Genomic DNA, 12,266 nt, shown 5'->3' on the forward strand with positions numbered 1-12,266 from the left:
TCGGCCTCATTCAAGACTGACCTCTATCACAGGGCGACGCGACCACACAAAGAACGGAACATTTTTATACGAAAGCATTATTTATTACGCATAACTCCCAGCGCATAGCTCATATCTAACAAACATAAATTACTGTGATGGACTTAATAATGAATTCAATTACTCTTGGGCCACTATCAAAGGCCAATGGAGAAATCCAAATCCCTGGCTCTAAAAGCCTATCTAACCGCATTTTGCTATTAGCGACTTTGGCAAAAGGCACCACTAAGATTACTAACTTACTAGACAGTGACGATATTCGTTACATGCTAGAAAGTCTTAAAAAACTTGGCGTTTCTTACTCTTTAGAAGACCAAGGCACCACTTGTGTTTTAGAAGGACTAGGCGGCCCAATTCAAGCCGATTTTGGTGACCTATTCCTAGGTAACGCAGGTACAGCAATGCGCCCTCTTACTGCTGCACTTTGTCTTGGCAAAGGCGAGTTCCACCTTCACGGTGAGCCGCGCATGCACGAACGCCCAATTGGCGACCTTGTCGATGCACTACAAGATTTAGGTGTTGATATCAGCTACGAAGGCGAGAAGAACTACCCACCTCTTTGCATTAAAGCAAACGGTTTATCAGGCGGTGAAGTGTCTATAAAAGGCAATATCTCTAGTCAATTCCTTACCGCTATATTAATGAGCGCCCCTTTAGCCCAAGGCGATCTGACCATTAATGTGGAAGGTGAGCTAGTGTCTAAGCCTTATATTGATATTACACTCCACGCCATGAAGCAATTTGGTGTTGAAGTAGAGAATAATCAGTACCAGTCTTTTCATGTTAAAGGCCAACAGACTTACCAAAGCCCCGGCGAAATCATGGTGGAAGGTGATGCTTCCTCAGCATCTTATTTCTTAGCGGCAGCGGCTATTGCTGGCGGTAAGATAAAAGTGCACGGCGTTGGTACGGACAGTGTTCAAGGTGATGTAAAATTTGCTGAAGTATTAGAGAAAATGGGCGCCAACATTACCTATGGACCAACTTGGATCCAAGCTGAGCACAATGAGCTAAATGCCGTTGATCTAGATATGAATCACATCCCAGATGCCGCCATGACAATTGCGACCACCGCCTTATTTGCGAAAGGAACAACCACCATTCGCAATATCTATAACTGGCGTGTAAAAGAAACGGATCGTCTATTTGCTATGGCAACTGAGCTGAAAAAACTTGGCGCAGAAGTCATTGAAGGGGAAGACTATATTACCGTCACCCCTGTTGAGAAACTTCAACATGCGGCGATAGATACTTATAACGATCACCGTATTGCCATGTGTTTCTCTCTGGTCGCATTCTCAGATACCCCTGTGACCATTAATGACCCGGGCTGTACTTCGAAAACTTTCCCTACTTACTTTGAACTATTTAATTCAGTAGTAAGTTAATTAAAGTTGGTTTTAAAAAAGGGCGTTAAGTTTTACTTAACGCCCTTTTTTATAGCTTTCCCAACCTGCTATCTCTCCCCTACTATCCCACTCAGGAATAGCTCAATCAAATGACAAACCAAAAAGGCTAATTTCAGATTGATAAGGCACTTCTTTGGATTCTATAGCCAGCTCATTCACTAGTTGTAAATAACTCGCCATTTTATGGGCTTGCAAGTTTTTCTCACTAGGTAAGGCGTTGCTAAACTTAGTAGCCCTTAGGGCACTTTTTATACCTCGAGTCTCGGCATACTCACCCTCACCTCTCAAAATCACTTCAATCCCCATGTGCCAATAGATATCTAAGTCTTTAATTTGCAAAGGGCTAATTGGTGGAACCAGAGGCACAATATCTTCTGGCGTTACTATTCTAATTAAGGGCAAATTTGAAAAAGCCTTGGCACCACTAACATTGGTCACCTTAGGCTGCCCAAAGGTAACCACTTGCTGAAGAGGATATCCCTCCTTTTGTAACTGCATAGCCAAAATAACCGCAATCGCCCCACCTAAACTGTGGCCTGTGATAAATACAGGCTTGTCTTTCGATAAGTACGGGAGAAGATCTTCGAACACTGCCTTAGAGCCGGAAGCAAAGCCATGATGCAGCTTAATCCCTAACACATCATCTGAGGTCAGAGAAACAGAAAGGTCGAGTATGACATTATTGAGGTTTGCCGTGCCTCGAATAGCTATGGTTTGCACACCATCAGATTCACTAAGAAAGTAATTAACTTGGCTTTCCTCAATAGTTGAGTGATGAATCAACTTATGCTCTATTAATTGAATATTTGCTTCGAGCTCATCTTGCTCCAAATAAGCATGGTTCGATAGTTCAGCTTGCAAATGAATCAACTGAAAGTTTTGAGAGGCAAAAAGTGACTGCGAAAAGCACAACATAGCAGCCACAACACTATATAAAACTTGTTTAAACATCCTATTTCTCTAAATCATAAATGGCATCATTTATGGTTTCAATACGTGCCATCATGGCATCCTGTGCATCAGATAAGCCTTTATTATAAAAAGTGGCTGCAAAGTTCTCGGCAATAAAGTCCAAGAAGAAGTCCGCCTCAAAAGTACCGATGGAAGTATCTAGTTCATCCTCCAAATAGCCTTTGAGCTTATCGATCATTTTCTTTTTGTCATTTTCGTCAAATTGTAACGCTGGCATACCTACTCCATTAAGCACTCATCACTAATGCTTTTGTGAGTGACTCTATTAGTTAGTCAGAATTGGCTTTATTATAACGAGCTAACAACAGGAACCAAACATTGCTTTATCAAGGACTGTATTATGGCTGACTACAATGAATCACCCGAAGAAATCACCAAAGCAACCAAAGACTACGTGATGCAGCAAACCATGCTGCGCATTAAAGACCCAAAAGTTTCTTTGGATTTTTATGAAAATGTTTTAGGAATGACATTACTGGGTAAATATGACTTCCCCTCTATGGAATTCACCCTCTATTTTCTTGGCTACGAATCACCAGCCTCAGAAAAAAGTGACAAAGAAAATACCGAATGGGTATTTCGCCGTCCCGCTCTCATCGAGCTAACCCACAACTGGGGCAGTGAGAAAGACGATAACTTTGCAGGCTACCATAATGGTAATGAAGATCCGCGAGGCTTTGGTCATATTGGTATCAGTGTGCCAGATGTCTATGCCGCCTGTGAACGATTCTCTAAATACGATGTAGATTTCGTGAAGAAGCCCGATGATGGCTCAATGAAAGGATTGGCTTTTATAAAAGACCCCGATGGCTATTGGATTGAGATTTTCTCTGCCAAAGGCATTGCCGATATCATTCACGCTCAATGATCAAGCAGCAAGGCTGAAAGCTGATCACAACAGCTTTTTCAGCCTTCTTATTCGTATTAAGCGTCTACTGCTTTAATATGAAATTCACCTACCTGTACATCGATGACCTCAACCTTAGTTCCCGCTTCAATTGAAGTAGTTGAAATAAGCTTCCAGCTAATACCAGAATATTGATACGTCACTATATGAGTGGGTGATACCGATTCTTGCAGAATAAACTGATGACCAGCTAAGTCGCCCTGCGCCTTGACGGTACTCACATCCGATTGCATTTTCTTGAGAGGCTTCCATAAGATTGTCGCAGCAACCACTGTTATCACCCCAGTACTTAAGAAAGCACTCAATAAATCATCTGGAATCACACCAAAATAAATGAGCCCGCCAGATGCAATAGCGGCTAAGCCAACAAAAAAGAGTACAAACGTCGAGAAGCCCAGTACTGCCACTTCAATAACCAATAGACCTAATCCCATCACTAAGAAGCTTTCAGCCAAATTATTGGTAATAAAGTCCATCGTTATTTTCCTTTCGACATTTGTTGAATAATGGTCATAGCCTGAGCCACAACCGCAGATGCTTCGGTTGAACCATCAGGTAATAGAACGACAGAAGATTCTTTCGCAATGGCTTGTTTAGCTTCAATAGCCTTGGTCGCTAGATCCAACTGAATCGCTTTTTGACCTTCTTCTGTTGCTGCCGCATCACCTACCATACGCAATGCTTCGGCTTGAGCTGTTGCAACAGCAACAATGGCTTTGGCCTCACCTTCCGCTCGTAACACTTGCTCTTCTTTTTCTGCTTCCGCAGCAAGTACTACTGATGCTTTTTCACCTTCCGCACGGTTGATCGCAGCTTGTCGGTCACCTTCTGACTCTAAGATCTGCGCACGTCTTACACGTTCCGCTTTCATTTGAGCTTCCATAGCAACCATAACGGATTGTGGTGGGTTAATGTCTTTGATTTCATAACGAAGTACCTGAATACCCCAAGGGCCTGCTGCTTCGTTAATTGCAGAGACAATATTAGTGTTCAGTAAATCACGCTCTTCAAAGGTTTTATCTAGTTCCATTTTACCGAGTTCAGATCGCATTGTGGTTTGAGCGAGTTGAGTAACAGCAAACACATAGTTATCAACGCCATAGGTCGCTTTATAAGGGTCAAGAACACGAAAATATAAGACACCATCGACATTTAAAGAAATATTATCTTTCGTAATAGCACTTTGTTCAGGAACATCAACTGCTTGTTCCTTTAATGAGCGCATGGCAGCAATACGATCAATAAATGGAATAATAAAGTTCAAACCCGCTTCTTTGGTAGATTGATATTTACCAAAACGCTCAATCAAATAGGCTTCATTCTGCGGAACAAACTTTAAAGAGGCCTTTAACCCCACCACAACAAGTATTAAAACCAATACTTGAACGTTCAATATATAATCCAAAATCATTTCCATAACTCTTTATCCTTAAGAATTTACTTAATTAACTACACAGTAAGCGGCCAAGATAACACATTAAATTATGAAATAGTTATCAGTATCATCTATTCATTCACTGATGAAAAAGGCTGATTCGATAACACCCGAGAAAGACCTTTGACCATTTTAAAGATCGACCACACCCAAATAGCAAAAAGAATAATTACGCCCACAAAAAAGAAGGTTAAGAACAATCCTAATAAAGTGACCGCTATCCCCCACCAAAAAGTCGAAATGATATTTTTATAATGATCTTCAAATAGTGTGCCTTTCGCTTCAGACTGCTTAACCATGGCCCAAACAGCACCAATAAACCAAAATACGCCAGTAAATACCCCCACCAGCATCAAGATATATGAAATTAATACGTTTTTTTTCGCTGCATCATCTTGGGCAGATAAGCCTTGAAAAGGCCGCTTATTATCTGAATTTGCGTCAAAGTCTTTCTGAGGTTCCATTTTTACCAACTCCATTAAAAAATTGAATTATAAATACCTATCTGATTATACAGAGCATGCAATAAGACCTACTCAGTGATTGATTTAAATTCGTCGAAATACGTTAGCATACGCTTTTCGAGATAATACACAGGTTTAAAAAGGCTACCCGTCACAAACCCTACATGCCCACCGTTTTTATGAATCTCCAATTGAACTTTCGGGGAAATCTCATTTTCTAGAGCTCTATTTGAGGAAATCATATTCAAACTTGCTGACGCTGTAATATTCTTATGCCACTGGTCTAAACACGCTTGCGGCAATATTTTGGGAGTCATAAATGGGTCATCTAATGCATGAATCACCAAGGTATTGGTTTTTATATGCGGTAAATATTGTTTCGCGCTGCTCTTATTATAATAACCCTGCACACCATCAAAGCCATTTACTTTGGCTGTATAAACATCATCAAATTCACGAATCGTTTTTAATGTTTGAATCTCTTTAGGTGTTTTCCCTAGTAAGGACTCCATATCATGCTGCTGATATTTTTTGATTAGCGTTCTTTTTAAAAGGCGTAATAAATGCCGCTCATAAATACCAAAAAAACTCGTCTGAATTGCTTCAGCACTGTCATCTAACTGCATGGGTGCACTGATCGAAATAGCTGCGGTTAAAGGGGAAGTTGAACCAGCATGACCATACTCCCCCAAGAGTTTCAAAAGCATATTGCCACCTAGAGAGTAGCCAATAGCAAACAAGGGTGAGTCTGGAAAACTTACTTTAAGGTGCTCTATCCACGCTTTAGCATCACTTGTCGCGCCACTATGGTAGGTCTTCGCTCGTTTATTATCGCGACCGGAGCAACCGCGAAAATTCATGATAACGGGAATATATCCACCTTTTCTCAGGGCTTGCATTGCGCCCTCAATATAAGGTGATCGATAACAGCCTGCTAACCCATGGAACAATATCACTATAGGCTTAGTGTTATTTGCTTCTGGCTTCTCTAACCAATGGCAATCGACAAAATCACCATCTTCCAGTTCAAATACCTCTCTTTGAGTATCAAGCAATAACGGCTTACGGAACAGAGTGGCATAGACAGTTTGCAAGTGTTTATTTTTAAGGATAAAACTAGGATGAAATGGAACCATAAACACAGACTCAAATGAAAGATAAGCACAGAATGATAGACGAATATTGTCCGTATTAAAGCGAAAAGAATACGAACATTTCATGACACTTCAGATACAGATAAAAGGTTTAGGCGACAACCTCTAGTTGAGGCCATAACACTTGCCACCCCTTACTTTGAATACGCCCATAAAACGCCTTTGGTTTAGGTCGCTTAGCATTAAGGGTAATAGTCTGATTGAAGTTTGCTTCTAACCCAAAGGGCGAGACTATTGATAGGCCATCAACTTCATTGAAAGTCACCCCTACCGCGGTTTCAACTTCCACCCAATAACTCATAGCATCGGCGCATGAAAGATAAGGAGCATCATCATTACGTATATGCATTCTGGCCTGATTTTTAACAGACCAAGGTTGATGACTGAGGGCTTTTAATTTGGCTTCGTATATAAGGTCGGCATTTTCCGAAGTAGCACTGTTATCGAAATAAATTAAATCAATATCATTCAAAGGTGTCTTTTCTGCCTTTTGGTGTAACTTATCCCAAATTAAATTCCTAACAAAACCTGCAGCTAAACACCAATCCCCTAAGCCTAATGAAGCCGCTAAGCACAACGCCTCCATTCTTTCCTGATCTGATTCGATCCAACTTTTCACTTGGCTTTCGTAGTTCATTTTAACTTGCGTTACCTCATCAATTTACGGCTTTTCAGCTAAGTGTTAAGAAAAACAAACTACATTGGTAAAAGTTCGATACATTAACGACTTAAGTCTCATAGACTTATTGTAATTACATTGAAACTTACTTAGGATATTTTAAATATTTATAAGGAGAGTCGGAATATTATATCGGCTTTCCGAGCTCTGAGTCTTCTTTAGTTTTTTACAGTCTGTATCAGCAGCCATCAGGTAATAAAATGCCACGCTCAAAATGCACACAAAAGCAAACCCTCATTGTTTGCATTTTCGCCCTATTGGCTGCGATTTTTTCTTCTAATTCTCATGCAGAGAATACGGAAACATTGTTTCAGAATATTCAAACGACATCTTATTCAAAAGACAAAAGTCCAGTAAGCGACATGCTGCCCACGTATATATTGGAAAGTAATGAGCTTTCTGAAGAACACTACACCGCAGCCAGCTCTAAAATTAGCGCCCTTTTAAGAGACACGGAGCAATTAGAAACCAGTGTTTACATATCTGAATGGCTCTCTAGTGAAGACGCCAACACAATACAAAACGCTGTTCGTTATCGATGGATGATGATTACCAGCTATGACTTAATGTTTTTTAGCCAGTTTTCAGCCGCTAGAAGTATGCTGGAACAAGCACTTTCCTCGATCAAAACTTGGCAACCTGCATCAGATGGAGCCAAAAACACTCAAGCCAACCTTTATCACATTTACGGCCAACTTTTAGTAAAACAAAAACGTGTTGCAGAGGCGCTCCCCTACTTTTATCAAGCCGAAGAATGGTTCAAAAACATAGATGCAAACCATCCGTCCATATTTACTATTAATGTCATTTTAGGCGAGGCTTTTTTACATGCCAAAGAGTACGTAAAGGCCGAAAAGTATGCTAAACGCGCGCTTGAAATCATCCCTAAAGGACGAGTAGATGCCATCAGCTACCTCTATGGTATTTTAGCATCAGCCATTCGACAGCAGGAGCGACCCGAAGATGCCTTGGCGACTATCCAAGAGTATCTGGACAATCCTGTTGATCCAAGGCAAGACTACTTTTTGTATTTCTCCCTCGTGCATATAGAAGTCTTAAGAGACTTAAAGACTTTTGACATTGCCTTATCTTTAGCGAAAGACACTCATCACTTAGCTGAAAAAGTGGGTAACAAGAGTTATTTAAAAGATGCGAAACGTCACCTTGGTTTCCTAGAGGGGCATTTTGGCAATATGCTCGTAGCAGAGAGGCTACTATCGGAAGCAGTTTATTCACCAACTGGTATTAGCGAGAGCACCTCTCCACAAGTCTACTTGGAATATGTCGACATCTTGGAACAGCTGGGGAAATACCAGACAGCTTTAAAATACTATCGATATTTCCATACCGCCCATACAGAGGAACGAGAGCGCATAGATAGAGCCACCATTGCAAATCTAGAACAACAACAGAGAAATCTAAGCTTGGAGAAAGAAGCACTAGCTTCCTCTACAAAGTTAGCTTTGGCAGAAGCCGATAATGAAAGAGCTCAATTAAAAAGCCGTTTATTCATGTGGGCTGCGATCATCCTGATATGGATAGCAACGATCATTTTGATTATGTTCGTGCAGTTGCGTAAAAAAAGCCGCGAATTATATTACATGGCAAAGCACGATCAGTTGACTGGCTTATGGAATCGCCACGCCTTCTCATTGGCTATAGAATCTTCATATCACCGCCAATTAATTGTTACGGATCTTGATGGTTTAAAACATTACAATGATGTGCACGGCCACCAAAAAGGTGATGAATTAATACAAGGTTATGCAGGACATATTAAAAATATTTTAGACCCCGAAGGCGCGCAACTCTTTAGAATTGGTGGTGATGAGTTTGCCATTCTTATTGACGAGGTATTACCATCCCAAAGGATAGAGCACTGTATGAATCTGGCTATTCAACGATTACAGGCTGATGGTTTTGCTCAAGCAGATGCAAGCTACGGTATAGCTACACGTGACGAGAGAGAAGCGGATTACGATTGGGTGTTTCTAGCAGATCAGCGTATGTATGAAATGAAGCAGTCGAAGAAAAACATGCCTAGCATTGAAGAAAAGTAAGCTTAGTAGAATATGTGAGTAAGACACTTCTACTCACATATCACCTTTACCAAAACCATATTACTTATTTAGTCACCCTGCATTTCTAAGGCCATTTTATAAAGACCATTCTTCTTTTCGCCTGTTAGCTTAGCCGCTATTGCCGCTGCCTGTTTAACAGGGAGGTCTTCTAGTAGCACCCCTAAAATACGCTTTATTTCTTGTTCGGATTCATCTGTATTTTCTTCTGTAAAATGCAGCATAACCACAAACTCGCCACGCATTTGATTCGCATCGTCATCAAATTTGGTTAGAATTTCACTCGCAGTTCCAGAAAGAAACGTTTCAAATGTTTTAGTCACTTCACGTGCTAAGACCAGCTGCGCAGTATCGCCATAGACCTTTTCAACATCTTTAACGGAGTCATAAACTCTGTGGGTAGATTCATAAAACACAACTGTGCCGGACTGTTTTTTCCATGACTCAAACAAATCACAACGCGCTTTGGATTTCGCAGGCACAAAGCCTGCAAAGAAAAACTGGTCTGTTGGTAATCCTGATGCACACAAGGCTGCAACAAGCGCACAAGCCCCAGGTACAGGTAACACTTTATGGTCTTGGGCACGTAACGCATGCACAACATGATAACCGGGGTCTGAAATGAGAGGTGTTCCTGCGTCAGACACTAGGGCGACATTTTTACCATCATCAAGCAAGCTGGCGACATAATCTGCTTTATCTTTCTCATTATGATCATGAATGGAAAATAGTTTGGCCTCTATACCAAAATGATTTAATAACTTTCGGCTATGACGCGTATCTTCCGCAGCAATATAATCAACATCGCGAAGCACCTGCTCTGCTCGCTTACTAAAATCATCAAGATTGCCTATTGGCGTTGCAACTATGTACAGCGCCCCTCTCACATCATCCGAACTATGTGGTAACATGTTGCCTCTTTTATCTACTGTATATTCTTATGAGCTTACTTAATTATCGCATCATACCACTATCTCTTTGTTGTTTGCTGTTAAGTGCCTGTAACTCGGTAAATTTCCAGCCAGCCACGACAACGAACACTCAAGTTGTTCTCGATGACACTCCTCAAGAAACTGAGCTGCCTGAAAGTATTTATCACCCTCTGAAAAAGAGCGCTACGCCAATTGAAGTAACCGCTGGCTACCAATTAGCAAGAAATTTATTTGCTCAAGGGGATTACCAGCAAACTATTGACCGTCTTGAATTAAATGTTTTAAACATTGATAGTCCATTGCAGTTCGATGGTTACCTACTCGCCGCTTTAGCATCATCTGAACTATCCAATACACCACAAGCATTCCAATTCTTACGTCAAGCTGAAGCCCTTTCCAGTGCTGCTCACCCTGACCATCAAAATGAATTAAAAGATACAGCTGCAAGTATCTACGAAAACACGCATAACTGGATTTCAGCTGTCCGTATGCGTTTGGATTTAAGTTATAACTTGCCATTAGATGAGCAAGCCTTCAATGAAGAGAAACTCTGGTTAGATATTCAAAATCTGAATCAAAACGAAGTCAGTGTCTTGTATTTATTAGAAGAGCCTACGTTAAATGGCTGGTTGCAAATTAGCGACATCCTGAGAGACCAGACACTTTCTACAGACCAACAACTTAACGCTTTTAACGAATGGCAATTGGATAACCCTTTCCACCCTGCTTCTCAGACTCCTCCAAAAGATTTCCATATTTTGTCTACCATTGAAGAAATGGCTCCTGAGAAAATTGTGCTTATGCTGCCAATGAGCGGTAAATTAGAACAGGCCTCTCAAGCCATTGTTTCAGGATTTTTAGTCTCTTATTACAACCAAAAAAACAGCCGACCCGAAGTCCTTATTGTTGATATCGATCAATTCGATAATGTAGAAGACGCCTTATCTGCCGCCAATGAAAAACAGCCTGATATTATTATTGGCCCATTACAAAAAAGTAATGTAGCGACTATTAGTCGTCAAAACTTAACCACACCTGTAATTGCCCTTAACCAGCTAGACCAGTTGAGTCCCAATAATCGTCTATTTCACCTTTCTCTCAATGCAGACGATGAGATACGAGAACTGATCAACTTCAGCAAAAAAGAAGGTGCTACCACTGCCGCGATTTTGAGCACTCAAGATACTTGGGCACAGAAACAAGGCGACGACTTTTATAAAATGGCTTTAGAAGCAAACATACAAGTCGTCTCTCGACTCGATTATGCCGACACCCCAAAAGGCCGCCAAGGTGCAGTTCAAAAACTGTTACTGATTGATAAAAGCCTAAAACGAAAAGCATCAATTGAACGCTGGACAGGTGAGCAAGTCGAAGGCATAGCACGGTCAAGAACCGACCTTGATTACGTTTACTATGTAGGGCGACTAGGCGATGCTAAGCAAATCAGACCCTTACTTGATTTTTATTTTGCTGATGACATACCCATGCTAGCAACAAGCTCTTTAAATGACAGTACCCCTGAAAAATCGTCGAACAGCAGTGATTTTGAACGTATATTATTCACTGAAGCCCCCGCTTTATCATCAAATGATAATGCTTTGTTCACACTCAGAAAAACAACAAAGTCTAATATTCTTCGACGTTTACAGGCATTGGGTGCGGATGCCTATTTATTGGCAAACAAACACAAGCTCTTTACTTTGCTTCCTAGCACTAAAATTTCGGCTAATACTGGCATTATCACATTAGGTGATGATGGCACTTTTCATAAACGCCCCGAAGTCATGACTTACCGAAAAGGAAATTTGGTATATGCAGATAGTGAGCAATTTTTTCCGCAAGAAGAAAGCCGCAAAGAATAATGGCGAAAAAGCAGAGCAAGAAGCGGAATACTTTTTGCTTTCTAAAGGACTACGCTTTATTGAACGAAACTATTTTTGCCGAACAGGTGAAATAGATCTGATATTTTTAGATAAAGATACCTATGTTTTTGTAGAAGTTCGCTTTCGGGCTAAGCCAACTCACGGCAATGCAGCAGAAAGCCTTGGCATATCCAAGTTAACAAAGGTGCGAAACAGCGCCTCATTGTGGCTACAAAAAAATAACAAACTGGATCACCCAATTCGCTTTGACGCGATATTGTTTGATCAAAAAATCGATAAGCAACACTTAACTTGGCTTAAAGCAGTATTTTAAA

At 40.8% G+C, this 12,266-nt stretch carries 13 protein-coding genes; 5 read left to right on the forward strand and 8 right to left on the reverse strand.

Going from position 1 to position 12,266, the window contains the following annotated elements:
- Positions 1–149: 149 nt before the first annotated feature.
- On the forward strand, positions 150–1,427 hold the full coding sequence (gene aroA, locus OFY17_RS09075) for a 3-phosphoshikimate 1-carboxyvinyltransferase (protein ID WP_263530410.1): 1,278 nt from the start codon (positions 150–152) through the stop codon (positions 1,425–1,427).
- A 102-nt stretch (positions 1,428–1,529) separates the two neighbouring features.
- On the opposite strand, the gene OFY17_RS09080 is transcribed toward aroA, so the two are convergent.
- Both OFY17_RS09080 and OFY17_RS09085 read right to left on the reverse strand, forming a co-directional pair.
- A complete protein-coding gene (locus OFY17_RS09080) occupies positions 1,530–2,399 on the reverse strand; it encodes a lipase family protein (RefSeq protein WP_263530411.1) in 870 nt (289 codons plus the stop codon).
- Between the two features lies 1 nt (position 2,400).
- The gene (locus OFY17_RS09085; RefSeq protein ID WP_263530412.1) at positions 2,401–2,637 is read right to left on the reverse strand and encodes a DUF2164 domain-containing protein; all 237 of its coding nucleotides are present in this window, start codon (positions 2,635–2,637) and stop codon (positions 2,401–2,403) included.
- A gap of 123 nt (positions 2,638–2,760) precedes the next feature.
- Between OFY17_RS09085 and gloA the strand changes: the two genes are divergently transcribed.
- The gene (gene gloA, locus OFY17_RS09090; RefSeq protein ID WP_263530413.1) at positions 2,761–3,288 is read left to right on the forward strand and encodes a lactoylglutathione lyase; all 528 of its coding nucleotides are present in this window, start codon (positions 2,761–2,763) and stop codon (positions 3,286–3,288) included.
- A gap of 56 nt (positions 3,289–3,344) precedes the next feature.
- Here gloA and OFY17_RS09095 read toward each other — a convergent pair whose 3' ends face one another.
- The 5 genes from OFY17_RS09095 to OFY17_RS09115 form a co-directional block, all read right to left on the reverse strand.
- Entirely contained in the window at positions 3,345–3,803 is a 459-nt protein-coding gene (locus tag OFY17_RS09095; protein WP_263530414.1) for an NfeD family protein, read from the reverse strand.
- A 2-nt stretch (positions 3,804–3,805) separates the two neighbouring features.
- Positions 3,806–4,744, reverse strand: a complete 939-nt coding sequence (locus OFY17_RS09100; protein WP_263530415.1) for an SPFH domain-containing protein — start codon at positions 4,742–4,744, stop codon at positions 3,806–3,808.
- Positions 4,745–4,833: 89 nt separating this feature from the next.
- On the reverse strand, positions 4,834–5,226 hold the full coding sequence (locus tag OFY17_RS09105; RefSeq protein ID WP_263530416.1) for a DUF4870 family protein: 393 nt from the start codon (positions 5,224–5,226) through the stop codon (positions 4,834–4,836).
- Between the two features lie 68 nt (positions 5,227–5,294).
- Complete coding sequence (locus tag OFY17_RS09110; RefSeq protein ID WP_263530417.1) at positions 5,295–6,446, reverse strand: hydrolase; 1,152 nt, start codon at positions 6,444–6,446, stop codon at positions 5,295–5,297.
- A gap of 25 nt (positions 6,447–6,471) precedes the next feature.
- Entirely contained in the window at positions 6,472–7,017 is a 546-nt protein-coding gene (locus tag OFY17_RS09115) for a nucleotidyltransferase family protein (RefSeq protein ID WP_263530418.1), read from the reverse strand.
- 242 nt (positions 7,018–7,259) lie between these two features.
- Between OFY17_RS09115 and OFY17_RS09120 the strand changes: the two genes are divergently transcribed.
- The gene (locus OFY17_RS09120) at positions 7,260–9,119 is read left to right on the forward strand and encodes a tetratricopeptide repeat-containing diguanylate cyclase (protein ID WP_263530419.1); all 1,860 of its coding nucleotides are present in this window, start codon (positions 7,260–7,262) and stop codon (positions 9,117–9,119) included.
- 68 nt (positions 9,120–9,187) lie between these two features.
- Here the strand turns inward: OFY17_RS09120 and rsmI are convergent, their stop codons facing one another.
- Positions 9,188–10,048, reverse strand: a complete 861-nt coding sequence (gene rsmI, locus OFY17_RS09125; RefSeq protein ID WP_263530420.1) for a 16S rRNA (cytidine(1402)-2'-O)-methyltransferase — start codon at positions 10,046–10,048, stop codon at positions 9,188–9,190.
- 29 nt (positions 10,049–10,077) lie between these two features.
- Between rsmI and OFY17_RS09130 the strand changes: the two genes are divergently transcribed.
- Together OFY17_RS09130 and OFY17_RS09135 are read left to right on the forward strand one after the other, a co-directional pair.
- The gene (locus tag OFY17_RS09130; protein WP_263530421.1) at positions 10,078–11,931 is read left to right on the forward strand and encodes a penicillin-binding protein activator; all 1,854 of its coding nucleotides are present in this window, start codon (positions 10,078–10,080) and stop codon (positions 11,929–11,931) included.
- A complete protein-coding gene (locus tag OFY17_RS09135) occupies positions 11,882–12,265 on the forward strand; it encodes a YraN family protein (RefSeq protein WP_263530422.1) in 384 nt (127 codons plus the stop codon). The genes OFY17_RS09130 and OFY17_RS09135 overlap by 50 nt, the downstream gene beginning before the upstream one ends.
- Position 12,266: the final 1 nt, after the last annotated feature.

The sequence above is a fragment of the Marinomonas sargassi genome, assembly GCF_025716875.1.
Lineage (GTDB): Bacteria > Pseudomonadota > Gammaproteobacteria > Pseudomonadales > Marinomonadaceae > Marinomonas > Marinomonas sargassi.

Coding starts and splice junctions, on each gene's coding strand:
- aroA (WP_263530410.1), top strand. CDS start 150: ATGAATTCAATTACTCTTGGGCCACTATCAAAGGCCAATGGAGAAATC.
- OFY17_RS09080 (WP_263530411.1), bottom strand. CDS start 2,399: ATGTTTAAACAAGTTTTATATAGTGTTGTGGCTGCTATGTTGTGCTTT.
- OFY17_RS09085 (WP_263530412.1), bottom strand. CDS start 2,637: ATGCCAGCGTTACAATTTGACGAAAATGACAAAAAGAAAATGATCGAT.
- gloA (WP_263530413.1), top strand. CDS start 2,761: ATGGCTGACTACAATGAATCACCCGAAGAAATCACCAAAGCAACCAAA.
- OFY17_RS09095 (WP_263530414.1), bottom strand. CDS start 3,803: ATGGACTTTATTACCAATAATTTGGCTGAAAGCTTCTTAGTGATGGGA.
- OFY17_RS09100 (WP_263530415.1), bottom strand. CDS start 4,744: ATGGAAATGATTTTGGATTATATATTGAACGTTCAAGTATTGGTTTTA.
- OFY17_RS09105 (WP_263530416.1), bottom strand. CDS start 5,226: ATGGAACCTCAGAAAGACTTTGACGCAAATTCAGATAATAAGCGGCCT.
- OFY17_RS09110 (WP_263530417.1), bottom strand. CDS start 6,446: ATGAAATGTTCGTATTCTTTTCGCTTTAATACGGACAATATTCGTCTA.
- OFY17_RS09115 (WP_263530418.1), bottom strand. CDS start 7,017: ATGAACTACGAAAGCCAAGTGAAAAGTTGGATCGAATCAGATCAGGAA.
- OFY17_RS09120 (WP_263530419.1), top strand. CDS start 7,260: ATGCCACGCTCAAAATGCACACAAAAGCAAACCCTCATTGTTTGCATT.
- rsmI (WP_263530420.1), bottom strand. CDS start 10,048: ATGTTACCACATAGTTCGGATGATGTGAGAGGGGCGCTGTACATAGTT.
- OFY17_RS09130 (WP_263530421.1), top strand. CDS start 10,078: ATGAGCTTACTTAATTATCGCATCATACCACTATCTCTTTGTTGTTTG.
- OFY17_RS09135 (WP_263530422.1), top strand. CDS start 11,882: ATGCAGATAGTGAGCAATTTTTTCCGCAAGAAGAAAGCCGCAAAGAAT.